The sequence below is a fragment of the Streptococcus sp. GMD5S genome (assembly GCF_000298715.2).
Lineage (GTDB): Bacteria > Bacillota > Bacilli > Lactobacillales > Streptococcaceae > Streptococcus.
In genome coordinates this window covers 214010-234529 of the sequence record NZ_AJRG02000001.1, presented here as the reverse complement: position 1 = coordinate 234529, position 20520 = coordinate 214010, and the positions used below count along the sequence as shown (strand labels likewise).

Annotated in this window: 34 protein-coding genes; 31 read left to right on the top strand and 3 right to left on the bottom strand. The window is 40.3% G+C overall.

Annotated elements, in window-relative coordinates; genetic code table 11:
* Positions 1 to 4 precede the first annotated feature (4 nt).
* From rplD to GMD5S_RS0200935, 31 genes are all read left to right on the top strand, one after another.
* Positions 5 to 628, top strand: a complete 624-nt coding sequence (rplD, locus tag GMD5S_RS0201080) for a 50S ribosomal protein L4 (protein ID WP_000024541.1) — start codon at positions 5 to 7, stop codon at positions 626 to 628.
* Entirely contained in the window at positions 628 to 924 is a 297-nt protein-coding gene (locus GMD5S_RS0201075) for a 50S ribosomal protein L23 (RefSeq protein WP_001055347.1), read from the top strand. Before rplD ends, GMD5S_RS0201075 begins: the two co-directional genes overlap by 1 nt.
* Positions 925 to 941: 17 nt before the next feature.
* Entirely contained in the window at positions 942 to 1775 is an 834-nt protein-coding gene (gene rplB, locus GMD5S_RS0201070) for a 50S ribosomal protein L2 (RefSeq protein ID WP_000512910.1), read from the top strand.
* Between the two features lie 103 nt (positions 1776 to 1878).
* A complete protein-coding gene (gene rpsS / locus GMD5S_RS0201065) occupies positions 1879 to 2160 on the top strand; it encodes a 30S ribosomal protein S19 (RefSeq protein WP_000533766.1) in 282 nt (93 codons plus the stop codon).
* A gap of 11 nt (positions 2161 to 2171) precedes the next feature.
* Positions 2172 to 2516, top strand: coding sequence for a 50S ribosomal protein L22 (gene rplV, locus GMD5S_RS0201060; RefSeq protein ID WP_000818137.1), 345 nt, complete (start codon positions 2172 to 2174; stop codon positions 2514 to 2516).
* A 12-nt stretch (positions 2517 to 2528) separates the two neighbouring features.
* Positions 2529 to 3182: a 30S ribosomal protein S3 gene (gene rpsC / locus GMD5S_RS0201055; RefSeq protein ID WP_000529936.1), complete on the top strand. Its 654-nt coding sequence runs from the start codon at positions 2529 to 2531 to the stop codon at positions 3180 to 3182.
* A gap of 3 nt (positions 3183 to 3185) precedes the next feature.
* Positions 3186 to 3599, top strand: coding sequence for a 50S ribosomal protein L16 (gene rplP, locus GMD5S_RS0201050; RefSeq protein ID WP_000960946.1), 414 nt, complete (start codon positions 3186 to 3188; stop codon positions 3597 to 3599).
* 9 nt (positions 3600 to 3608) lie between these two features.
* The gene (rpmC, locus tag GMD5S_RS0201045) at positions 3609 to 3815 is read left to right on the top strand and encodes a 50S ribosomal protein L29 (protein ID WP_000772918.1); all 207 of its coding nucleotides are present in this window, start codon (positions 3609 to 3611) and stop codon (positions 3813 to 3815) included.
* A 24-nt stretch (positions 3816 to 3839) separates the two neighbouring features.
* Entirely contained in the window at positions 3840 to 4100 is a 261-nt protein-coding gene (gene rpsQ / locus GMD5S_RS0201040) for a 30S ribosomal protein S17 (RefSeq protein ID WP_000440801.1), read from the top strand.
* Positions 4101 to 4125: 25 nt separating this feature from the next.
* Complete coding sequence (rplN, locus tag GMD5S_RS0201035) at positions 4126 to 4494, top strand: 50S ribosomal protein L14 (RefSeq protein ID WP_000616545.1); 369 nt, start codon at positions 4126 to 4128, stop codon at positions 4492 to 4494.
* 78 nt (positions 4495 to 4572) lie between these two features.
* The gene (gene rplX / locus GMD5S_RS0201030; RefSeq protein WP_000497691.1) at positions 4573 to 4878 is read left to right on the top strand and encodes a 50S ribosomal protein L24; all 306 of its coding nucleotides are present in this window, start codon (positions 4573 to 4575) and stop codon (positions 4876 to 4878) included.
* Positions 4879 to 4901: 23 nt separating this feature from the next.
* On the top strand, positions 4902 to 5444 hold the full coding sequence (gene rplE, locus GMD5S_RS0201025; RefSeq protein WP_000013542.1) for a 50S ribosomal protein L5: 543 nt from the start codon (positions 4902 to 4904) through the stop codon (positions 5442 to 5444).
* Between the two features lie 17 nt (positions 5445 to 5461).
* The gene (locus tag GMD5S_RS0201020) at positions 5462 to 5647 is read left to right on the top strand and encodes a type Z 30S ribosomal protein S14 (protein ID WP_001085697.1); all 186 of its coding nucleotides are present in this window, start codon (positions 5462 to 5464) and stop codon (positions 5645 to 5647) included.
* A gap of 213 nt (positions 5648 to 5860) precedes the next feature.
* Positions 5861 to 6259, top strand: coding sequence for a 30S ribosomal protein S8 (rpsH, locus tag GMD5S_RS0201015; protein WP_000245502.1), 399 nt, complete (start codon positions 5861 to 5863; stop codon positions 6257 to 6259).
* Positions 6260 to 6425: 166 nt separating this feature from the next.
* The gene (locus GMD5S_RS0201010) at positions 6426 to 6605 is read left to right on the top strand and encodes a hypothetical protein (RefSeq protein WP_000648250.1); all 180 of its coding nucleotides are present in this window, start codon (positions 6426 to 6428) and stop codon (positions 6603 to 6605) included.
* Between the two features lie 62 nt (positions 6606 to 6667).
* Positions 6668 to 7204: a 50S ribosomal protein L6 gene (gene rplF / locus GMD5S_RS0201005; protein WP_000086626.1), complete on the top strand. Its 537-nt coding sequence runs from the start codon at positions 6668 to 6670 to the stop codon at positions 7202 to 7204.
* 83 nt (positions 7205 to 7287) lie between these two features.
* Positions 7288 to 7644 (top strand): 50S ribosomal protein L18, encoded by a 357-nt coding sequence (gene rplR / locus GMD5S_RS0201000; protein WP_000624044.1) that lies wholly within the window; start codon positions 7288 to 7290, stop codon positions 7642 to 7644.
* A gap of 17 nt (positions 7645 to 7661) precedes the next feature.
* Complete coding sequence (gene rpsE / locus GMD5S_RS0200995; protein WP_000874204.1) at positions 7662 to 8156, top strand: 30S ribosomal protein S5; 495 nt, start codon at positions 7662 to 7664, stop codon at positions 8154 to 8156.
* A gap of 13 nt (positions 8157 to 8169) precedes the next feature.
* A complete protein-coding gene (gene rpmD / locus GMD5S_RS0200990) occupies positions 8170 to 8352 on the top strand; it encodes a 50S ribosomal protein L30 (RefSeq protein WP_000057241.1) in 183 nt (60 codons plus the stop codon).
* A gap of 144 nt (positions 8353 to 8496) precedes the next feature.
* A complete protein-coding gene (rplO, locus tag GMD5S_RS0200985; RefSeq protein ID WP_000766089.1) occupies positions 8497 to 8937 on the top strand; it encodes a 50S ribosomal protein L15 in 441 nt (146 codons plus the stop codon).
* Positions 8938 to 8949: 12 nt separating this feature from the next.
* Positions 8950 to 10260: a preprotein translocase subunit SecY gene (gene secY, locus GMD5S_RS0200980; protein WP_000465387.1), complete on the top strand. Its 1311-nt coding sequence runs from the start codon at positions 8950 to 8952 to the stop codon at positions 10258 to 10260.
* 145 nt (positions 10261 to 10405) lie between these two features.
* Positions 10406 to 11044 carry an adenylate kinase gene (locus GMD5S_RS0200975; protein WP_001050447.1) on the top strand — a complete coding sequence of 213 codons (639 nt, stop codon included), beginning with the start codon at positions 10406 to 10408 and terminating at the stop codon, positions 11042 to 11044.
* Positions 11045 to 11160: 116 nt separating this feature from the next.
* Entirely contained in the window at positions 11161 to 11379 is a 219-nt protein-coding gene (gene infA / locus GMD5S_RS0200970; RefSeq protein WP_001029883.1) for a translation initiation factor IF-1, read from the top strand.
* A gap of 24 nt (positions 11380 to 11403) precedes the next feature.
* Entirely contained in the window at positions 11404 to 11520 is a 117-nt protein-coding gene (gene rpmJ, locus GMD5S_RS10135) for a 50S ribosomal protein L36 (RefSeq protein WP_001808836.1), read from the top strand.
* 17 nt (positions 11521 to 11537) lie between these two features.
* Positions 11538 to 11903, top strand: a complete 366-nt coding sequence (gene rpsM / locus GMD5S_RS0200965; protein WP_000090781.1) for a 30S ribosomal protein S13 — start codon at positions 11538 to 11540, stop codon at positions 11901 to 11903.
* A gap of 17 nt (positions 11904 to 11920) precedes the next feature.
* Positions 11921 to 12304 (top strand): 30S ribosomal protein S11, encoded by a 384-nt coding sequence (rpsK, locus tag GMD5S_RS0200960; RefSeq protein WP_001118385.1) that lies wholly within the window; start codon positions 11921 to 11923, stop codon positions 12302 to 12304.
* A 42-nt stretch (positions 12305 to 12346) separates the two neighbouring features.
* A complete protein-coding gene (locus GMD5S_RS0200955) occupies positions 12347 to 13282 on the top strand; it encodes a DNA-directed RNA polymerase subunit alpha (protein WP_000568993.1) in 936 nt (311 codons plus the stop codon).
* 11 nt (positions 13283 to 13293) lie between these two features.
* A complete protein-coding gene (rplQ, locus tag GMD5S_RS0200950; protein ID WP_000331493.1) occupies positions 13294 to 13680 on the top strand; it encodes a 50S ribosomal protein L17 in 387 nt (128 codons plus the stop codon).
* Between the two features lie 263 nt (positions 13681 to 13943).
* A complete protein-coding gene (locus GMD5S_RS0200945) occupies positions 13944 to 14210 on the top strand; it encodes an ACT domain-containing protein (protein WP_000644133.1) in 267 nt (88 codons plus the stop codon).
* A 9-nt stretch (positions 14211 to 14219) separates the two neighbouring features.
* Positions 14220 to 15557 carry a PFL family protein gene (locus GMD5S_RS0200940; protein ID WP_000354885.1) on the top strand — a complete coding sequence of 446 codons (1338 nt, stop codon included), beginning with the start codon at positions 14220 to 14222 and terminating at the stop codon, positions 15555 to 15557.
* 236 nt (positions 15558 to 15793) lie between these two features.
* Positions 15794 to 16486, top strand: coding sequence for a histidine phosphatase family protein (locus GMD5S_RS0200935; protein ID WP_000049290.1), 693 nt, complete (start codon positions 15794 to 15796; stop codon positions 16484 to 16486).
* A gap of 100 nt (positions 16487 to 16586) precedes the next feature.
* Here GMD5S_RS0200935 and GMD5S_RS0200930 read toward each other — a convergent pair whose 3' ends face one another.
* Genes GMD5S_RS0200930 through GMD5S_RS0200920 form a run of 3 tightly spaced genes read right to left on the bottom strand, consistent with a single transcriptional unit; the run spans position 16587 to position 20379 of the window.
* Complete coding sequence (locus GMD5S_RS0200930; protein ID WP_000676642.1) at positions 16587 to 18245, bottom strand: ABC transporter permease; 1659 nt, start codon at positions 18243 to 18245, stop codon at positions 16587 to 16589.
* Positions 18235 to 19326: an ABC transporter ATP-binding protein gene (locus GMD5S_RS0200925; protein ID WP_001289677.1), complete on the bottom strand. Its 1092-nt coding sequence runs from the start codon at positions 19324 to 19326 to the stop codon at positions 18235 to 18237. Before GMD5S_RS0200925 ends, GMD5S_RS0200930 begins: the two co-directional genes overlap by 11 nt.
* A gap of 12 nt (positions 19327 to 19338) precedes the next feature.
* Positions 19339 to 20379 carry an ABC transporter substrate-binding protein gene (locus tag GMD5S_RS0200920; protein WP_000753272.1) on the bottom strand — a complete coding sequence of 347 codons (1041 nt, stop codon included), beginning with the start codon at positions 20377 to 20379 and terminating at the stop codon, positions 19339 to 19341.
* Positions 20380 to 20520 lie beyond the last annotated feature (141 nt).

The window sequence follows — 20520 nt, the reverse complement described above, 5'->3', positions numbered from 1 at the left end:
CACAATGGCAAACGTAACATTATTTGACCAAACTGGTAAAGAAGCTGGCCAAGTTGTTCTTAACGATGCAGTATTTGGTATCGAACCAAATGAATCAGTTGTGTTTGATGTCGTCATCAGCCAACGCGCAAGCCTTCGTCAAGGAACACACGCTGTTAAAAACCGCTCTGCAGTATCAGGTGGTGGACGCAAACCATGGCGTCAAAAAGGAACTGGACGTGCTCGTCAAGGTTCTATCCGCTCACCACAATGGCGTGGTGGTGGTGTTGTCTTCGGACCAACTCCACGTTCATACGGCTACAAACTTCCGCAAAAAGTTCGTCGCCTAGCTCTTAAATCAATTTACTCTGAAAAAGTTGCTGAAAACAAATTCGTAGCTGTAGACGCTCTTTCATTTACAGCTCCAAAAACTGCTGAATTTGCTAAAGTTCTTGCAGCATTGAACATCGATTCTAAAGTTCTTGTTATCCTTGAAGAAGGAAATGAATTCGCAGCTCTTTCAGCTCGCAACCTTCCAAACGTGAAAGTTGCAACTGCTACAACTGCAAGTGTTCTTGACATCGCAAATAGCGACAAACTTCTTGTCACACAAGCAGCTATCTCTAAAATCGAGGAGGTTCTTGCATAATGAATTTGTATGATGTTATCAAAAAACCTGTCATCACTGAAAGCTCAATGGCTCAACTTGAAGCAGGTAAATATGTATTTGAAGTTGACACTCGTGCACACAAACTTTTGATCAAGCAAGCTGTTGAAGCTGCTTTCGAAGGTGTTAAAGTTGCCAACGTTAACACAATCAACGTAAAACCAAAAGCGAAACGTGTTGGACGTTACACTGGTTTTACTAATAAAACTAAAAAAGCTATCATCACACTTACAGCTGATTCAAAAGCAATCGAGTTGTTTGCTGCTGAAGCTGAATAATCTAAGGAGGAAATATCGTGGGAATTCGTGTTTATAAACCAACAACAAACGGTCGCCGTAATATGACTTCTTTGGATTTCGCTGAAATCACAACAAGCACTCCTGAAAAATCATTGCTTGTTGCTTTGAAGAGCAAGGCTGGTCGTAACAACAACGGTCGTATCACTGTTCGTCACCAAGGTGGTGGACACAAACGTTTCTACCGTTTGGTTGACTTCAAACGTAACAAAGACAACGTTGAAGCTGTTGTTAAAACAATCGAGTACGATCCAAACCGTTCTGCAAACATCGCCCTTGTACACTACACTGACGGTGTGAAAGCATACATCATCGCTCCAAAAGGTCTTGAAGTTGGTCAACGTATCGTTTCAGGTCCAGAAGCAGATATCAAAGTCGGAAACGCACTTCCACTTGCTAACATCCCAGTTGGTACTTTGATCCACAACATCGAGTTGAAACCAGGTCGTGGTGGAGAATTGGTACGTGCAGCTGGAGCTTCTGCTCAAGTATTGGGTCAAGAAGGTAAATATGTTCTTGTTCGTCTTCAATCTGGCGAAGTACGTATGATTCTTGGAACTTGTCGTGCAACAGTTGGTGTTGTCGGAAACGAACAACATGGACTTGTGAACCTTGGTAAAGCAGGACGTAGCCGTTGGAAAGGTATCCGCCCAACAGTTCGTGGTTCTGTAATGAACCCTAACGATCACCCACACGGTGGTGGTGAAGGTAAAGCACCAGTTGGTCGTAAAGCGCCATCTACTCCATGGGGCAAACCTGCTCTTGGTCTTAAAACTCGTAACAAGAAAGCGAAATCTGACAAACTTATCGTTCGTCGTCGCAACGAGAAATAATAGTAAACTAGTCGCCTAAGCAACTAGGAAATCCGCCAGCTCGGTAGCGCTCCATGTGAGCGCAAGCCGCTGTGGTACAACATTTAAAGGAGAAAATATAAAAATGGGACGCAGTCTTAAAAAAGGACCTTTCGTCGATGAGCATTTGATGAAAAAAGTTGAAGCTCAAGCTAACGACGAAAAGAAAAAAGTTATCAAAACTTGGTCACGTCGTTCGACGATCTTCCCAAGTTTCATTGGTTACACTATTGCAGTTTATGACGGACGTAAACACGTACCTGTTTACATCCAAGAGGACATGGTAGGTCACAAACTTGGTGAATTTGCACCAACTCGTACTTACAAAGGTCACGCTGCAGACGACAAGAAAACACGTAGAAAATAAGGAGAACATAAATGGCAGAAATTACTTCAGCTAAAGCAATGGCTCGTACAGTACGTGTTTCACCTCGTAAATCACGTCTTGTTCTTGACAACATCCGTGGTAAAAGCGTAGCCGATGCTATTGCAATCTTGACATTCACACCAAACAAAGCTGCTGAAATCATCTTGAAAGTCTTGAATTCAGCTGTAGCTAACGCTGAAAACAACTTTGGTTTGGACAAAGCTAACTTGGTAGTATCTGAAGCATTCGCAAACGAAGGACCAACTATGAAACGTTTCCGTCCACGTGCGAAAGGTTCAGCTTCACCAATCAACAAACGTACAGCTCACATCACTGTGGCTGTTGCAGAAAAATAAGGAGGTAACATCGTGGGTCAAAAAGTACATCCAATTGGTATGCGTGTCGGCATCATCCGTGATTGGGATGCCAAATGGTATGCTGAAAAAGAATACGCGGATTACCTTCATGAAGATCTTGCAATCCGTAAATTCGTTCAAAAAGAACTTGCTGACGCAGCAGTTTCAACTATTGAAATCGAACGCGCAGTAAACAAAGTTAACGTTTCACTTCACACTGCTAAACCAGGTATGGTTATCGGTAAAGGTGGTGCTAACGTTGATGCACTCCGTGCAAAACTTAACAAATTGACTGGAAAACAAGTACACATCAACATCATCGAAATCAAACAACCTGATTTGGATGCTCACCTTGTTGGTGAAGGAATTGCTCGTCAATTGGAGCAACGTGTTGCTTTCCGTCGTGCACAAAAACAAGCAATCCAACGTGCTATGCGTGCTGGAGCTAAAGGAATTAAAACTCAAGTATCAGGTCGTTTGAACGGTGCAGATATTGCCCGTGCTGAAGGATACTCTGAAGGAACAGTTCCGCTTCACACACTTCGCGCAGATATCGATTACGCTTGGGAAGAAGCAGATACTACATACGGTAAACTTGGTGTTAAAGTATGGATCTACCGTGGTGAAGTTCTTCCAGCTCGTAAAAACACTAAAGGAGGTAAATAACCAATGTTAGTACCTAAACGTGTTAAACACCGTCGTGAATTCCGTGGTAAAATGCGCGGTGAAGCTAAAGGTGGAAAAGAAGTAGCATTCGGTGAATACGGTCTTCAAGCTACAACTAGCCACTGGATCACTAACCGCCAAATCGAAGCTGCTCGTATCGCCATGACTCGTTACATGAAACGTGGTGGTAAAGTTTGGATTAAAATCTTCCCACACAAATCATACACTGCTAAAGCTATCGGTGTGCGTATGGGATCTGGTAAAGGGGCACCTGAAGGTTGGGTAGCACCAGTTAAACGTGGTAAAGTGATGTTCGAAATCGCTGGTGTATCTGAAGAAATCGCTCGCGAAGCGCTTCGTCTTGCAAGCCACAAATTGCCAGTTAAATGTAAATTCGTAAAACGTGAAGCAGAATAAGGAGAAGGCATGAAACTTAATGAAGTAAAAGAATTTGTTAAAGAACTTCGTGGTCTTTCTCAAGAAGAACTCGCGAAGCGCGAAAACGAATTGAAAAAAGAATTGTTTGAACTTCGTTTCCAAGCTGCTACTGGTCAATTGGAACAAACAGCTCGCTTGAAAGAAGTTAAAAAACAAATCGCTCGTATCAAAACAGTTCAATCTGAAGCGAAATAATAGACTAGGGAAGGAGAAATTTCAATGGAACGCAATAATCGTAAAGTTCTTGTTGGACGTGTTGTATCTGACAAAATGGACAAGACAATCACAGTTGTAGTTGAAACAAAACGTAACCACCCAGTCTATGGTAAACGTATTAACTACTCTAAAAAATACAAAGCACATGATGAAAACAATGTTGCCAAAGAAGGCGATATCGTACGTATCATGGAAACTCGTCCGCTTTCAGCTACAAAACGTTTCCGTCTTGTAGAAGTTGTTGAAGAAGCGGTCATCATCTAATCAAACCTGAAAGGAGAAAACTGAAATGATTCAAACAGAAACTCGTTTGAAAGTCGCAGACAACAGCGGTGCGCGCGAAATCTTGACTATCAAAGTTCTTGGTGGTTCAGGACGTAAATTTGCAAACATCGGTGATGTTATCGTGGCATCTGTAAAACAAGCTACTCCTGGTGGTGCGGTTAAAAAAGGTGACGTTGTAAAAGCTGTTATCGTTCGTACTAAATCAGGTGCTCGTCGTGCTGATGGTTCATACATCAAATTTGACGAAAACGCAGCAGTTATCATCCGTGAAGACAAAACTCCTCGCGGAACACGTATCTTTGGTCCAGTTGCACGTGAATTGCGTGAAGGTGGCTTCATGAAGATCGTGTCACTTGCTCCAGAAGTACTTTAATTTTTAGAAACAAACTAGTCCCCTGGATTACTTTCCAGGGTGCCCTTATGGGCGTAAGAAAAATCAAGGAGAAACCTAATGTTTGTAAAAAAAGGCGACAAAGTTCGCGTAATCGCTGGTAAAGATAAGGGAACAGAAGCTGTTGTCCTTACTGCCCTTCCAAAAGTAAACAAAGTTATCGTTGAAGGTGTTAACATCGTTAAGAAACACCAACGTCCAACTAACGAGCTTCCTCAAGGTGGTATCATCGAGAAAGAAGCAGCTATCCACGTATCAAACGTTCAAGTATTGGATAAAAACGGTGTAGCTGGTCGTGTTGGTTACAAATTTGTAGACGGTAAAAAAGTTCGCTACAACAAAAAATCAGGCGAAGTGCTTGATTAATCACGAAGGAAAGGAGAAGTATAATGGCAAATCGTTTAAAAGAAAAATATCTTAATGAAGTAGTTCCTGCTTTGACAGAACAATTCAACTACTCATCAGTGATGGCTGTGCCTAAAGTAGATAAGATCGTTTTGAACATGGGTGTTGGTGAAGCTGTATCAAACGCTAAAAGTCTTGAAAAAGCTGCTGAAGAATTGGCACTTATCTCAGGTCAAAAACCACTTATCACTAAAGCTAAAAAATCAATCGCCGGCTTCCGTCTTCGTGAAGGTGTAGCGATTGGTGCAAAAGTTACCCTTCGTGGTGAACGTATGTACGAATTCTTGGACAAATTGGTTTCAGTTTCACTTCCACGTGTGCGTGACTTCCACGGTGTTCCAACAAAATCATTTGATGGACGCGGAAACTACACACTTGGTGTGAAAGAACAATTGATCTTCCCAGAAATCAACTTTGATGACGTTGACAAAACTCGTGGTCTTGACATCGTTATCGTAACAACTGCTAACACTGACGAAGAGTCACGTGCATTGCTTACAGGCCTTGGAATGCCTTTTGCAAAATAATATAGGAGGTAAATCTAATGGCTAAAAAATCAATGATTGCTAAGAACAAACGTCCAGCGAAGTTCTCTACTCAAGCTTATACTCGTTGTGAAAAATGTGGTCGTCCACATTCAGTTTACCGCAAATTTAAACTTTGCCGTGTTTGCTTCCGTGAATTAGCTTACAAAGGACAAATTCCTGGTGTAACAAAAGCATCTTGGTAATATCATGATACAAAGAGCGTAACAACCACAGCAAAAATAGAAAATTTGGTGAAGGAGCGATGCTCCAAAACAAATTTATCTTTTTTGCACAGGTTGTAGCTCGTTTTCAAATAAGAGTTCTCTCATTTGAATGTGTCAATACTATCTGAGCCCAGCTCAATCATTAACTAGCAAGTGCAACTTGCAAACTACTAGTAAGAGGAGAAAAACAAAATGGTTATGACTGACCCAATCGCAGACTTCCTAACTCGTATTCGTAACGCTAACCAAGCGAAACACGAAGTACTTGAAGTGCCTGCATCAAACATCAAAAAAGGGATTGCTGAAATCCTTAAACACGAAGGTTTTGTTAAGAACGTAGAAATCATCGAAGATGACAAACAAGGCATCATCCGTGTATTCCTTAAATACGGACCAAACGGTGAAAAAGTTATCACTAACTTGAAACGTGTTTCTAAACCAGGACTTCGTGTCTACAAAAAACGTGAAGATCTTCCAAAAGTTCTTAACGGACTTGGAATTGCTATCCTTTCAACTTCTGAAGGTTTGCTTACTGATAAAGAAGCTCGCCAAAAGAACGTTGGTGGAGAAGTTATCGCTTACGTTTGGTAAAATCAAGATACAAAGAGCGTCATGGGCAATGTGATAATAGGAAATCTGACAAAGAGTGTTAACACTCTAGGAAGATTTGTCTTTTTCACACAGACCATAGCTCGTGTTCAATTTAGCTGATTTACTGATCAGCCAAATAGAGAGTAAATTAGTTTAGGAGAAAAAGATGAAAGCTACTGAATTGAATGAAAAACTTATTGTTGCAGAAGACGCTTTGGCTGAATTGTCAAAAGATGACCTTGTATCTCTTTTATGTGAAATTGGTTATAGTCCTGCGGCTATTGATGTATTGACAGAATATCAGGAGTTTGTCAAAGCTTTTCGAAAGAAACTAGGTTTGCTCTAATCCGAATGCCCCCCGTGAAAACTGGCCATTCTGGCCTGACAATTTAACAGGAGAAAATAAACATGTCACGTATTGGTAATAAAGTTATCGTGTTGCCTGCTGGTGTTGAAATCACTAACAATGACAACGTTGTAACTGTAAAAGGACCTAAAGGAGAACTTACTCGTGAGTTCTCAAAAGATATTGAAATTCGTGTGGAAGGTACTGAAGTAACTCTTCACCGTCCAAACGATTCAAAAGAAATGAAAACAATCCACGGAACTACTCGTGCCCTTTTGAACAACATGGTTGTTGGTGTATCAGAAGGATTCAAGAAAGAACTTGAAATGCGCGGGGTTGGTTACCGTGCACAACTTCAAGGATCTAAACTTGTTTTGGCTGTTGGTAAATCTCATCCAGACGAAGTTGAAGCTCCAGAAGGAATTACTTTTGAACTTCCAAACCCAACAACAATCGTTGTTAGCGGAATTTCAAAAGAAGTAGTTGGTCAAACGGCTGCTTACGTACGTAGCCTTCGTTCACCAGAACCATATAAAGGTAAAGGTATCCGTTACGTTGGTGAATTCGTTCGCCGTAAAGAAGGTAAAACAGGTAAATAATGTTGAGTGGTTGATTTTTAACCACCAACCTATTTTCCAACTTAGTGCATAGCACACGATTTAAAACTAAAGAGGTGAAAACTGTGATTTCTAAACCAGATAAAAACAAACTCCGCCAAAAACGCCACCGTCGCGTTCGCGGAAAACTCTCTGGAACTGCTGATCGCCCACGTTTGAACGTATTTCGTTCTAATACAGGCATCTACGCTCAAGTGATTGATGACGTAGCGGGTGTAACGCTCGCAAGTGCTTCAACTCTTGACAAAGAAGTTTCAAAAGGAACTAAAACTGAACAAGCCGTTGCTGTCGGTAAACTCGTTGCAGAACGTGCAAACGCTAAAGGTATTTCAGAAGTGGTGTTCGACCGCGGTGGATATCTATATCACGGACGTGTGAAAGCTTTGGCTGATGCAGCTCGTGAAAACGGATTGAAATTCTAATAGGAGGACACTAGAAAATGGCATTTAAAGACAATGCAGTTGAATTAGAAGAACGCGTAGTTGCTGTCAACCGTGTTACGAAAGTTGTTAAAGGTGGACGTCGTCTTCGTTTCGCAGCTCTTGTTGTTGTTGGTGACCACAACGGTCGCGTAGGATTTGGTACTGGTAAAGCTCAAGAAGTTCCAGAAGCAATCCGCAAAGCAGTAGAAGATGCTAAGAAAAACTTGATTGAAGTTCCTATGGTTGGAACAACAATCCCACACGAAGTTCTTTCAGAATTCGGTGGAGCTAAAGTATTGTTGAAACCTGCTGTAGAAGGTTCTGGAGTTGCCGCTGGTGGTGCAGTTCGTGCCGTTGTGGAATTGGCAGGTGTGGCAGATATTACATCTAAATCACTTGGCTCTAACACTCCAATCAACATTGTTCGCGCAACTGTTGAAGGTTTGAAACAATTGAAACGCGCTGAAGAAGTTGCTGCCCTTCGTGGTATCTCAGTTTCTGATTTGGCATAAGAAAGGGGATAAAATGGCTCAAATTAAAATTACTTTGACTAAGTCTCCAATCGGACGCATTCCATCACAACGTAAAACTGTTGTAGCACTTGGACTTGGCAAATTGAACAGCTCTGTTATCAAAGAAGACAACGCTGCTATCCGTGGTATGATCACTGCAGTATCTCACTTGGTAACAGTTGAAGAAGTAAACTAATGAATTTTTAGGGGATGTGGCAATACTCATCCCCTAAAACTAGGTATAGTCATCTAAGATGACCATGTATAGGCGAGTTGATAAGGGAGACAACCTTTTCTCTCTTATCGGCGCTAGCATTTTACAAAAGAGGAGAAAATAATAATGAAACTTCATGAATTGAAACCTGCAGAAGGTTCTCGTAAAGTACGTAACCGTGTTGGTCGTGGTACTTCATCAGGTAACGGTAAAACATCTGGTCGCGGTCAAAAAGGTCAAAAAGCTCGTAGCGGTGGCGGAGTTCGCCTTGGTTTTGAAGGTGGACAAACTCCATTGTTCCGTCGTCTTCCAAAACGTGGATTCACTAACATCAACGCTAAAGAATACGCAATTGTAAACCTTGACCAATTGAACGTCTTTGAAGACGGTGCAGAAGTAACTCCAGTTGTGCTTATCGAAGCAGGAATTGTGAAAGCTGAAAAATCAGGAGTTAAAATTCTTGGTAACGGTGAGTTGACTAAGAAATTGACTGTGAAAGCAGCTAAATTCTCTAAATCAGCTGAGGAAGCTATCACTGCTAAAGGTGGTTCTGTAGAAGTCATCTAAGAGAGGTGACCCATGTTTTTTAAATTACTAAAAGAAGCGCTCAAGGTTAAACAAGTTCGATCAAAAATTCTCTTTACAATTTTTATCATTCTTGTTTTCCGTATTGGGACAAGTATCACTGTTCCAGGTGTGAATGCAAAAAGTTTAGAAGCTCTCAGTGGTTTATCTTTCTTGAACATGCTTAGTCTTGTTTCAGGGAATGCCATGAAGAACTTCTCCGTTTTCGCACTCGGAGTAAGTCCGTATATCACTGCTTCCATCGTTGTTCAATTGCTACAAATGGATATTTTACCGAAGTTTGTAGAATGGGGCAAACAAGGGGAAGTAGGACGGAGAAAACTAAATCAGGCTACTCGTTATATTGCACTTGTACTTGCATTTGTTCAATCTATCGGGATTACAGCAGGATTTAATACTCTATCTGGAGCAAAATTATTAACGACAGCGTTAACTCCACAAGTTTTTGTTACTATTGGTATTATCCTCACAGCAGGTAGTATGATTGTAACTTGGCTCGGGGAACAAATTACAGATAAGGGATACGGAAACGGTGTTTCTATGATCATCTTTGCAGGTATTGTCGCTTCAATCCCTGAGATGATTAAAGGAATCTATGTTGACTACTTCGTCAATATTCCAAGTAGCCGTTTGACTTCATCTATTATCTTTGTCGTTATTTTGATTATCGCTGTCTTGTTGATTGTATACTTTACAACCTATGTTCAACAGGCAGAATATAAAATTCCAATCCAATATACAAAAGTTGCTCAAGGAGCCCCATCAAGCTCATACCTTCCATTGAAGGTAAACCCAGCGGGGGTTATCCCAGTTATCTTTGCAAGTTCCATTACAGCAGCACCTGCAGCCATTCTTCAGTTTTTGAGTGCTACAGGTCATGATTGGGCTTGGGTACGTACAGCACAGGAAATGTTATCTACAACATCTCCGACAGGTGTTGCCATGTATGCCTTGTTGATCATTCTCTTTACATTCTTCTATACATTTGTACAGATCAATCCAGAGAAAGCAGCAGAAAACTTACAAAAGAGTGGAGCCTACATTCATGGTGTCCGTCCTGGTAAGGGTACTGAAGAGTTCATGTCGAAACTTCTTCGTCGCCTTGCGACTGTCGGATCGATCTTCCTAGGTGTGATTTCAATCTTGCCGATTGTGGCAAAAGATGTCTTTGGTCTTTCAGAAGCTGTTGCTTTTGGGGGAACTAGTCTTTTGATCATTATCTCAACAGGTATTGAAGGAATCAAACAGCTAGAAGGTTACCTATTGAAACGTAAGTATGTTGGTTTCATGGATAAAACAGAATAAAAGCAAAATTACTTTTGCTTAGAGAGTGGAGTATGAAGATCTATCTATCAGAGAGATTTTCGTCTCCCCTCTTCTATTTTGTTTTTAAATAGGGGTTGAAACAAATTTCTGCTTCTATTTAAATACAAAATAAGGAGATCCTATCATGAATCTTTTGATTATGGGCTTACCTGGAGCAGGTAAGGGAACGCAAGCAGCAAAAATTGTGGAGCAATTCCACGTGGCACACATTTCAACTGGAGATATGTTCCGTGCTGCTATGGCAAATCAAACTGAAATGGGTGTACTTGCGAAGTCATATATTGACAAAGGTGAGTTGGTTCCGGATGAAGTTACAAATGGAATTGTTAAAGAACGCCTTTCTCAGAACGACATCAAAGAAACAGGTTTCTTGTTGGATGGTTACCCACGTACGATTGAACAAGCTCATGCCTTGGACAAAACATTGGCTGAACTTGGTATCGAACTAGAAGGTGTGATCAATATCGAAGTGAACCCAGATTGTCTCTTGGAACGTTTGAGTGGCCGTATCATCCACCGCGAAACAGGTGAAACCTTCCACAAAGTTTTCAACCCACCAGTTGATTATAAGGAAGAAGATTATTACCAACGTGAAGATGACAAACCCGAGACAGTGAAGCGTCGTTTGGATGTGAATATCGCCCAAGGTGAACCAATCATTGCTCACTACCGTGCCAAAGGATTGGTCCACGATATCGAAGGAAATCAAGATATCAATGATGTGTTCAAAGACATCGAAAAAGTATTGACAAATTTGAAATAAAGCGTTTTTCACACTTGCAAAAAATCGCTACAAATGTTATACTGAGATAGTCTGACTTATAATTGTTGTCTCTGTTTTCAGAGGCATCGAATCGAAATTTATGGAGGTGCTTTTGCGTGGCAAAAGACGATGTGATTGAAGTTGAAGGCAAAGTAGTCGATACAATGCCTAACGCAATGTTTACGGTTGAACTTGAAAATGGACATCAGATTTTAGCAACAGTTTCTGGTAAAATTCGTAAAAACTATATTCGTATTTTAGCGGGAGATCGTGTTACTGTCGAGATGAGTCCATATGACTTGACACGTGGACGTATCACTTACCGCTTTAAATAATCGAAAAACTTGGAGGGATAAGAAATGAAAGTAAGACCATCGGTCAAACCAATTTGCGAATACTGTAAAGTAATTCGTCGTAATGGTCGTGTTATGGTAATTTGCCCAGCAAATCCAAAACACAAACAACGTCAAGGATAAGATAGAAAGGAGAAAACATGGCTCGTATTGCTGGAGTTGACATTCCAAATGACAAACGCGTAGTAATCTCATTGACTTACGTTTATGGTATCGGACTTGCAACATCTAAGAAAATTTTGGCTGCTGCTGGAATCTCAGAAGATGTTCGTGTACGTGACCTTACATCAGATCAAGAAGATGCTATCCGTCGTGAAGTGGATGCAATCAAAGTTGAAGGTGACCTTCGTCGTGAAGTAAACTTGAACATCAAACGTTTGATGGAAATCGGTTCTTACCGTGGTATTCGTCACCGTCGTGGACTTCCTGTCCGTGGACAAAACACTAAAAACAACGCTCGCACTCGTAAAGGTAAAGCTGTTGCGATCGCTGGTAAGAAAAAATAATATAGGAGGTAAAAGTCTTGGCTAAACCAACACGTAAACGTCGTGTGAAAAAGAATATCGAATCTGGTATTGCTCATATTCACGCTACATTTAATAACACTATTGTTATGATTACTGATGTGCATGGTAATGCAATTGCTTGGTCATCAGCTGGTGCTCTTGGTTTCAAAGGTTCTCGTAAATCTACACCATTCGCTGCTCAAATGGCTTCTGAAGCTGCTGCTAAATCTGCACAAGAACACGGTCTTAAATCAGTTGAAGTTACTGTAAAAGGTCCAGGTTCTGGTCGTGAGTCAGCTATTCGTGCGCTTGCTGCCGCTGGTCTTGAAGTAACAGCAATTCGTGATGTGACTCCAGTGCCACACAATGGTGCTCGTCCTCCAAAACGTCGCCGTGTATAATCATCGCATTACACTGCTTTTCGTTTAAGAGGGAGTAACTAAATGATTGAGTTTGAAAAACCAAATATAACAAAAATTGATGAAAATAAAGATTATGGCAAGTTTGTAATCGAACCACTTGAACGTGGTTACGGTACAACTCTTGGTAACTCTCTTCGTCGTGTACTACTAGCTTCTCTACCAGGAGCAGCAGTGACATCTATCAACATTGAAGGTGTCTTGCATGAGTTCGACACAGTCCCAGGTGTTCGTGAAGACGTGATGCAAATCATTCTGAACATTAAAGGGATTGCAGTGAAATCATACGTTGAAGACGAAAAAATCATTGAACTTGACGTTGAAGGTCCCGCTGAAATTACAGCTGGAGACATTTTGACTGACAGTGATATTGAGATTGTAAATCCAGATCATTATCTCTTTACAATCGGTGAAGGTTCTTCTCTAAAAGCGACAATGACTGTTAACAGTGGTCGTGGATATGTACCTGCTGATGAAAACAAAAAAGATAATGCACCAGTTGGAACACTTGCTGTAGATTCTATTTATACACCAGTTACAAAAGTCAACTATCAAGTTGAACCTGCTCGTGTAGGTAGCAATGATGGATTTGACAAATTAACCCTTGAAATCTTGACTAATGGAACAATTATTCCAGAAGATGCTTTAGGGCTTTCAGCACGTATCTTGACAGAACATCTTGATTTGTTTACAAATCTTACTGAGATTGCTAAGTCAACTGAAGTGATGAAAGAAGCTGATACTGAATCTGACGATCGTATTTTGGATCGTACGATTGAGGAACTGGACTTGTCTGTGCGTTCATACAACTGTTTGAAACGTGCCGGTATCAACACTGTGCATGATTTGACAGAAAAATCTGAAGCAGAGATGATGAAAGTACGAAATCTTGGACGCAAGAGTTTGGAAGAAGTGAAACTCAAACTCATTGACTTGGGTCTTGGATTAAAAGATAAATAAAGGAGGAATACATGGCTTACCGTAAACTAGGACGCACTAGCTCACAACGTAAAGCAATGCTTCGCGATTTGACAACTGACCTTTTGATCAACGAATCAATCGTGACAACTGAAGCTCGTGCTAAAGAAATCCGTAAAACTGTTGAAAAAATGATTACTCTAGGTAAACGTGGTGATTTGCATGCACGTCGTCAAGCAGCTGCTTTCGTACGTAATGAAATCGCATCTGAAAACTATGATGAAGCAACTGATAAGTACACTTCTACTACAGCACTTCAAAAATTGTTCTCAGAAATCGCACCTCGTTATGCTGAACGTAACGGTGGATACACTCGTATCCTTAAAACTGAACCACGTCGTGGTGATGCTGCGCCAATGGCGATCATCGAATTAGTATAAAATCATCAATTTTGTTGAGTGTTATGATGATGGAGTCTTGTGCTCTTAGTCTAGCTCTGGTCTACCGCTGGGACTTCGGTCCTAGCGGGAACACTCATCATCATTTGATAGGGTAGACGCTTGTTTACGAAATTGTTTTTTTCTTAAGAACAATTTCGTAAGCAGGCGTTTTTTAGTATTTTCTATGGAAATATGCTATACTAGGAAAAAAGAAAATCAAAAACGTTCAGGTTTTCTAAAAATCATAGAAATGGGGTATAAGGATGAAGGCTATTATTACAGTGGTTGGTAAGGACAAGTCTGGGATTGTTGCTGGCGTGTCTACTAAGATTGCAGAGTTGGGTTTGAATATTGACGATATTTCTCAGACGGTGTTAGATGAATACTTTACTATGATGGCGGTCGTTTCTAGTGACGAAAAACAGGATTTCACTTATCTACGAAATGAGTTTGAAACTTTCGGTCAGACCTTGAATGTCAAAATCAATATTCAAAGTGCGGCGATTTTTGACGCTATGTATAATATCTAGGAGGTGGCTATGGATATTAGACAAGTTACAGAAACCATTGCCATGATCGAGGAGCAGAACTTCGATATCAGAACCATCACCATGGGGATTTCCCTTTTGGACTGTATTGATCCAGATATCAATCATGCTGCTGAAAAGATTTACCAAAAAATTACCACTAAAGCTGCAAATCTAGTGGCTGTAGGAGATGAAATTGCTGCAGAACTTGGGATTCCTATTGTTAATAAACGGGTATCGGTGACTCCGATTTCTTTAATTGGTGCTGCGACTGATGCGACAGACTATCTTGTTTTGGCAAAGGCTCTTGATAAGGCTGCCAAGGAGATTGGTGTTGACTTTATTGGTGGATTCTCTGCCTTGGTACAAAAAGGCTACCAAAAAGGAGATGAGATTCTCGTCAATTCTATCCCACGCGCTCTAGCTGAGACCGACAAGGTTTGTTCGTCTGTTAACATTGGCTCAACTAAGTCAGGCATCAACATGACTGCAGTTGCAGATATGGGACGTATCATCAAGGAAACAGCGAACTTATCAGATATGGGTGCGGCCAAGTTGGTCGTATTTGCTAATGCTGTTGAGGACAATCCTTTTATGGCAGGGGCTTTCCATGGTGTTGGGGAAGCAGATGTTATCATCAATGTCGGGGTTTCGGGTCCTGGTGTGGTCAAGCGTGCCTTGGAAAAGGTTCGTGGACAGAGCTTTGATGTAGTAGCGGAAACAGTCAAGAAAACGGCCTTCAAGATTACTCGTATCGGTCAATTAGTTGGTCAGATGGCTAGTGAGAGACTTGGAGTTGACTTTGGGATTGTAGACCTAAGCTTGGCACCAACTCCTGCAGTTGGCGATTCTGTGGCTCGTGTCCTTGAGGAAATGGGCCTAGAAACAGTTGGTACGCATGGGACGACGGCTGCCCTTGCTCTTTTGAATGACCAAGTTAAGAAGGGCGGAGTCATGGCTTGTAACCAGGTTGGTGGCTTGTCAGGGGCTTTTATCCCTGTCTCTGAAGATGAGGGAATGATTGCTGCGGTGCAAAATGGCTCTCTGAATTTAGAGAAACTAGAAGCCATGACGGCTATCTGTTCTGTTGGGCTGGATATGATTGCCATTCCAGAAGATACGCCTGCTGAAACCATTGCAGCTATGATTGCGGATGAGGCGGCCATTGGTGTGATTAACATGAAAACAACGGCTGTTCGTATTATTCCAAAGGGCAAAGAAGGCGATATGATTGAGTTTGGTGGTTTGCTAGGAACAGCTCCAGTTATGAAGGTCAACGGAGCTTCGTCTGTTGATTTCATCTCTCGTGGTGGCCAAATCCCAGCTCCAATCCATAGTTTTAAAAATTAATAAAAAAGTGAGAGGATTTAAGTTGAGTTTAAGGATGACTGTGTATACTATAATCATTAAATAAAGACCTCCTAACTTTATTTAATAGAAATCCTAAACTTTTTCATAATAATCTCCTAGGGAAGCTACCGTGAGGGTAGCTTTTCTTGTGGCAAAATTAGGAGAAGGAGCTTTGCTTTTGAAAGCCAAATATTTCTTTGATCCATGATATAATAGAAGAAAATGGAGGATAGAAAATGTCTAAAGTAAGATTGTACTTAGTCCGTCATGGGAAAACCATGTTTAACACGATTGGACGTGCTCAAGGATGGAGTGATACGCCTCTAACTGCAGAAGGTGAGTTGGGAATTCATGAGTTGGGAATTGGCTTGAGAGAGTCTGGTTTGCAGTTTGACCGAGCTTATTCCAGTGATTCAGGGCGTACCATTCAGACCATGGGAATTATCCTAGAAGAACTGGGTTTACAAGGGAAAATCCCTTACCGCATGGATAAGCGAATCCGTGAGTGGTGCTTTGGTAGTTTTGATGGGGCCTATGATGGAGACCTCTTTATGGGGGTCATTCCTCGTGTTTTCAAGGTGGATCATGTTCATCAGTTATCCTATGCAGAGCTAGCTGAAGGTTTGGTAGAGGTTGATACTGCTGGTTGGGCTGAAGGTTGGGAAAAACTTAGTGGCCGAATTAGAGAAGGTTTTGAAACGATTGCCAAAGAAATGGAAGAACAAGGTGGTGGCAATGCCTTGGTTGTTAGCCACGGGATGACCATTGGTACGATGGTTTATCTCATTAATGGCATGCATCCGCATGGTCTAGATAATGGTAGTGTGACCATTCTAGAATACGAGAACGGTCAGTTTACTGTTGAAATCGTCGGTGACCGTAGCTATCGGGAACTGGGACGTGAGAAGATGGAAGAAAATTCTATTTAATCAGTAAATACGTTCATCAGAACTTCGGGTCATGTATTGTGATAAGAGATTAGAAAAACAGCCTAGGATCATCCTTTCGGCTGTTTTTGATAGGGAAAAATTAGAGTGTAATGTTATTGCTTTTAGAGATTTTCATGAATAATAGTAAGGAAGCGACTGTTAGGATAGATAAAATCGTGGATAAAGCTGCGGCTACACCATAATTTCCTCTGAGAACCTCTGTATAGATTGCTACGGTCATAGTTTTTGTTTTGGAATTATATAGCAGGATAGAAGTAGAGAGTTCTGAAATCATTGTTACCCATGATAGAATAGATCCAGAAATAATACCGGGTAACATCATTGGAACAGTGATTTTACTGAAAGTATTGAGACGGCTACTTCCTAAACTCTCAGCGGCTTCTTCAATGCTAGGTGTTATTTGTTGCAAGCTAGCAACAGATGAGCGGATTGTATAAGGGAGTCTTCGGACAGATAAGGAGATAATCAATATAAAGGCTGTTCCTGTAATCATCAGAAATCCGCTTCCAAAAAGACCAGTATTGAATGAAGAAATGAAGGCAATACCTAGAACAGTTCCTGGCACAATATAAGGTACCATACTAAGGCTATCAATTAAGTTTGTAAACAAATTTCGTTTTCTAACAGCTAGGTAGGAGATAACCGTTGCAAATAAAACAACAAGAATTAAAGCAATCAAAGGAATGCGAATCGTATTAAAAATAGCAGATCCCATACGATTGAAGGCAATTTTGTAACTATTTAGAGAATAGCCTTTGACAAATACCATACCTGATGTTTTTAGGAAAGAGGTATAAATCAAGTAGACTTGAGGTAGAACAGAGAACAAGATAATTCCGTAGACTGTTGCATAAATAGCAGCCATTTTTCCTTTTGTAGTTTTTTTCGGCTCAATTGGATGGAGCGAATTCATGCTGAAACTATAGCGATTTGAAATATATTTTTGGATGAGGAAGATTGTTAAAGCAATGATAATCGCCATGATTGCTAAAGCAGATGCAAATGCAGAATTTCCGCCAACCTCACTAATGAATTGATTATAAATTAAAACAGGGAAAGTCCGATATCCTTCACCAATTAACATAGGAGTTCCGAAGTCGGAGAATGCTCTCATAAATACAAGTAGCGTAGCAGCAAGTAAAGTTGGAACTAAAAGAGGCAAAACAACTGTTACCATACGTTTGAATCCGATTACCCCCATACTTTCAGCGGCTTCAAGAAGGGAATGGTCAATCCTTTTCATTGCTCCAGCCACGTATAGAAAAACTAATGGGAATAGCTGAAGTGTAAACACAAGTACAATTCCTTTGAAGCCATAAATATCAAAAGCAGGCAAATGGAGTGTGTTGGTTAGAAATTTTGTAATAACTCCGTTTCTACCAAGAAGTAGAATCCAAGAATAGGCACCTACAAAGGGAGCTGACATGGATGCTATGATAATCAATATCTGTAAAAATTTCTTTCCTTTGAAGTCATATATAGAAAAGAGGTAAGCTAATAAAGTCCCTAAAACTAGGGAAGTTACAGTAGAAGTAATGGAGACGTTAAAACTGTTTACTAGTGTCTCAGAGTAATAGGATTTACTAAAGAAATCTTCAAAATTAGCGAGTGAGAATTGACCTTCATGTATGAGTGCTTGCTTGAGTACAATAATAATTGGATAAACAAGAAAAATAAGATAGGTAAGAAAGATGAAGAATGAGGAGGCTGTCCAAATATTTAGTTTTTTACCTTTCATAGCCAACTCCTGTAATAAGATTTTGGGAACCATCTGCAGAAAAGACATTTAACTTTTGAGTATTGATTCGTAGACGAATTCGATCCCCTTTTTGAAGATCTTCTTCAAAAGTTGATTCTTCGCTGACCTGTATTTTTGAAGAAAATGCAGTCTCTACAAAATATTCAGTGGTGAGTCCAAGATAAACACTATCGGAAATGATTCCTTCAATATCTCCAGATTCATCTTTGATAAACTCTTCGGGACGGATACTCACAAGAACAGCTTGTTCCTTAGCTTGATCAAGAGCTGGCATAGGGAGGGCATAGCCATCTGAGAAGACGATATAAGCACTGTCGCTCTTTTTTTGTAGTTTGGCTGGGATGAGATTTGTGCGTCCAATAAAGGTTGCCACAAACTCATTAGCTGGTTTATGATAGAGTTCTTTTGGTCGTCCGACTTGTTGGATGATCCCATCTTTCATAACGGCAATCTGGTCTGAAATAGCCATCGCTTCTTCTTGATCGTGGGTCACATATACAGTTGTAATTCCCACTTCGTGTTGAATTTCTCGAATAACTTGGCGCATATCTAAGCGAAGTTTCGCATCCAGGTTACTAAGTGGCTCGTCCATGAGGAGAACACTTGGATTAACAGCTAATGCACGTGCTAAGGCGACACGTTGTTGTTGTCCACCACTGAGTTTATCGGGCTTTCGATCTGCGTATTGATTAATTTGCATTAGTTCCAGATATTTATTAGTTTGTTGAACTAATTCATCTTTTGGAACCTTTTTTTGTTTAAGACCAAAAGCAACATTATCTCGGACAGTCAAATGTGGGAAAATAGCGTAGTTTTGGAAAACCATGCCGATGTTGCGTTTGCTGGGTTCTATATTATTTATTTTAGTATCATCGAAGTAAAATTCTCCGCCTTCAATACTGTTGAAGCCTGCAATCATTCGAAGAAGGGTCGTTTTTCCACAACCTGAAGGTCCAAGAATGGTGAAAAGACTTCCTTTTGGAATCGTAACGTTTAAATTCTCAATGACAGGAATGTCGTGGTAGATTTTTTTTGCGTTAATAATTTTGATCTCACTCATAGTGAACCTCTTTTACTGTTTCGATTGAATATTAGTGAAAATATCATTGTACTTTTTAAGAATAGCTGATTTATTTTGGATGACATAATCTGAATCTTCAGTAGCGATATTGATTTCTGTCATTGCTTTCATATTTTTATTGATTTTAGCATTTTTTCGAATGGGTCTAATGGTTGTTTCAGTTCCTAGTTTATCCTGAATGTCTTGAGAAAGAAGGAAATCGATAAATTTTTTAGCGTTTTCCATGTGTTTGGCATTTTTGATAATAGCTGCGTTACCAGGCAAAAAGACGGTTCCTTCTTTTGGATAAATGACTTTTACATCAACGCCATCGTTTAAGAGTTTCAATGCAGGATCTTCATAGGTGAGTCCGACAGCCATTTCTCCGTCAGCGACTGATTTGTAGACATTTGAAGAACTAGAAGCAATTTTCCCATCTACTAAGCTAAATAGATTTTTCACATATGTCCAAGCTTGCTCATTTTCATAGCCCCCTTGATCCACAAGCATGTTTGTTAATTGAGCAAAGGCACTAGAAGAATTACTTGGATCAGCAGTAGCGATTTTTCCTTTTAATTTGGGATTGAGTAAATCATTGTAGCCTTCAATTTTAATGTCTTTTGTAAGAGCTGAATTGGCAATGATGACACTGACGTCAAGTGTATAAGGGGTGTAGAATCCGGTTTTATTTTGATATTCAGGGATAATGTGGTCGTTTTCTTGGGAAGTATACGGCTCAAAGAGCTTTTCGTTAGAAGAGAAGAGTGCGTAGGAACCTCCGAAAATGACATCGGCTACAGGAGCTTCTTTCTCAGCCTCAGCTTTCTTGAATAATTCACCAGTACTAGCTTGGACTAAATCAACCTTGATACCATATTTTTCTTCGAAAGCTGGGATTGTTTCTTCAATAAGATCTTCAGGGTTAGGCGAATAAACAACTAAAGTCTTATCCGTATCATTTTCAATGCTAGTTTCAGCTTCTGTTGTTGAAGAACATCCTGACAAAAGTAGAAATATCCAGCTGAAATAGAGAAGTGATAGTGTTTTTTTCATAATTTTTCTCCTTTTTTACGAACATTATTCTCTGTTTGTTTACCTAATGTTTTCAATTACAGAGTTCTACATCATATAATAAAAACCTTAAAGAAATCTAAAACGAGAAATATGAGTTAAAGAAGTTAGGGGAAGTAGCTA

What these genes read in the sequence shown, in the direction of transcription:
- rplD (WP_000024541.1), top strand. Translation starts at nt 5, where the DNA reads ATGGCAAACGTAACATTATTTGACCAAACTGGTAAAGAAGCTGGCCAA.
- GMD5S_RS0201075 (WP_001055347.1), top strand. Translation starts at nt 628, where the DNA reads ATGAATTTGTATGATGTTATCAAAAAACCTGTCATCACTGAAAGCTCA.
- rpsS (WP_000533766.1), top strand. Translation starts at nt 1,879, where the DNA reads ATGGGACGCAGTCTTAAAAAAGGACCTTTCGTCGATGAGCATTTGATG.
- rplV (WP_000818137.1), top strand. Translation starts at nt 2,172, where the DNA reads ATGGCAGAAATTACTTCAGCTAAAGCAATGGCTCGTACAGTACGTGTT.
- rplP (WP_000960946.1), top strand. Translation starts at nt 3,186, where the DNA reads ATGTTAGTACCTAAACGTGTTAAACACCGTCGTGAATTCCGTGGTAAA.
- rpmC (WP_000772918.1), top strand. Translation starts at nt 3,609, where the DNA reads ATGAAACTTAATGAAGTAAAAGAATTTGTTAAAGAACTTCGTGGTCTT.
- rpsQ (WP_000440801.1), top strand. Translation starts at nt 3,840, where the DNA reads ATGGAACGCAATAATCGTAAAGTTCTTGTTGGACGTGTTGTATCTGAC.
- rplN (WP_000616545.1), top strand. Translation starts at nt 4,126, where the DNA reads ATGATTCAAACAGAAACTCGTTTGAAAGTCGCAGACAACAGCGGTGCG.
- rplX (WP_000497691.1), top strand. Translation starts at nt 4,573, where the DNA reads ATGTTTGTAAAAAAAGGCGACAAAGTTCGCGTAATCGCTGGTAAAGAT.
- rplE (WP_000013542.1), top strand. Translation starts at nt 4,902, where the DNA reads ATGGCAAATCGTTTAAAAGAAAAATATCTTAATGAAGTAGTTCCTGCT.
- GMD5S_RS0201020 (WP_001085697.1), top strand. Translation starts at nt 5,462, where the DNA reads ATGGCTAAAAAATCAATGATTGCTAAGAACAAACGTCCAGCGAAGTTC.
- rpsH (WP_000245502.1), top strand. Translation starts at nt 5,861, where the DNA reads ATGGTTATGACTGACCCAATCGCAGACTTCCTAACTCGTATTCGTAAC.
- GMD5S_RS0201010 (WP_000648250.1), top strand. Translation starts at nt 6,426, where the DNA reads ATGAAAGCTACTGAATTGAATGAAAAACTTATTGTTGCAGAAGACGCT.
- rplF (WP_000086626.1), top strand. Translation starts at nt 6,668, where the DNA reads ATGTCACGTATTGGTAATAAAGTTATCGTGTTGCCTGCTGGTGTTGAA.
- rpsE (WP_000874204.1), top strand. Translation starts at nt 7,662, where the DNA reads ATGGCATTTAAAGACAATGCAGTTGAATTAGAAGAACGCGTAGTTGCT.
- rpmD (WP_000057241.1), top strand. Translation starts at nt 8,170, where the DNA reads ATGGCTCAAATTAAAATTACTTTGACTAAGTCTCCAATCGGACGCATT.
- rplO (WP_000766089.1), top strand. Translation starts at nt 8,497, where the DNA reads ATGAAACTTCATGAATTGAAACCTGCAGAAGGTTCTCGTAAAGTACGT.
- secY (WP_000465387.1), top strand. Translation starts at nt 8,950, where the DNA reads ATGTTTTTTAAATTACTAAAAGAAGCGCTCAAGGTTAAACAAGTTCGA.
- GMD5S_RS0200975 (WP_001050447.1), top strand. Translation starts at nt 10,406, where the DNA reads ATGAATCTTTTGATTATGGGCTTACCTGGAGCAGGTAAGGGAACGCAA.
- rpmJ (WP_001808836.1), top strand. Translation starts at nt 11,404, where the DNA reads ATGAAAGTAAGACCATCGGTCAAACCAATTTGCGAATACTGTAAAGTA.
- rpsM (WP_000090781.1), top strand. Translation starts at nt 11,538, where the DNA reads ATGGCTCGTATTGCTGGAGTTGACATTCCAAATGACAAACGCGTAGTA.
- GMD5S_RS0200955 (WP_000568993.1), top strand. Translation starts at nt 12,347, where the DNA reads ATGATTGAGTTTGAAAAACCAAATATAACAAAAATTGATGAAAATAAA.
- rplQ (WP_000331493.1), top strand. Translation starts at nt 13,294, where the DNA reads ATGGCTTACCGTAAACTAGGACGCACTAGCTCACAACGTAAAGCAATG.
- GMD5S_RS0200945 (WP_000644133.1), top strand. Translation starts at nt 13,944, where the DNA reads ATGAAGGCTATTATTACAGTGGTTGGTAAGGACAAGTCTGGGATTGTT.
- GMD5S_RS0200940 (WP_000354885.1), top strand. Translation starts at nt 14,220, where the DNA reads ATGGATATTAGACAAGTTACAGAAACCATTGCCATGATCGAGGAGCAG.
- GMD5S_RS0200935 (WP_000049290.1), top strand. Translation starts at nt 15,794, where the DNA reads ATGTCTAAAGTAAGATTGTACTTAGTCCGTCATGGGAAAACCATGTTT.
- GMD5S_RS0200930 (WP_000676642.1), bottom strand. Translation starts at nt 18,245, where the DNA reads ATGAAAGGTAAAAAACTAAATATTTGGACAGCCTCCTCATTCTTCATC.
- GMD5S_RS0200925 (WP_001289677.1), bottom strand. Translation starts at nt 19,326, where the DNA reads ATGAGTGAGATCAAAATTATTAACGCAAAAAAAATCTACCACGACATT.
- GMD5S_RS0200920 (WP_000753272.1), bottom strand. Translation starts at nt 20,379, where the DNA reads ATGAAAAAAACACTATCACTTCTCTATTTCAGCTGGATATTTCTACTT.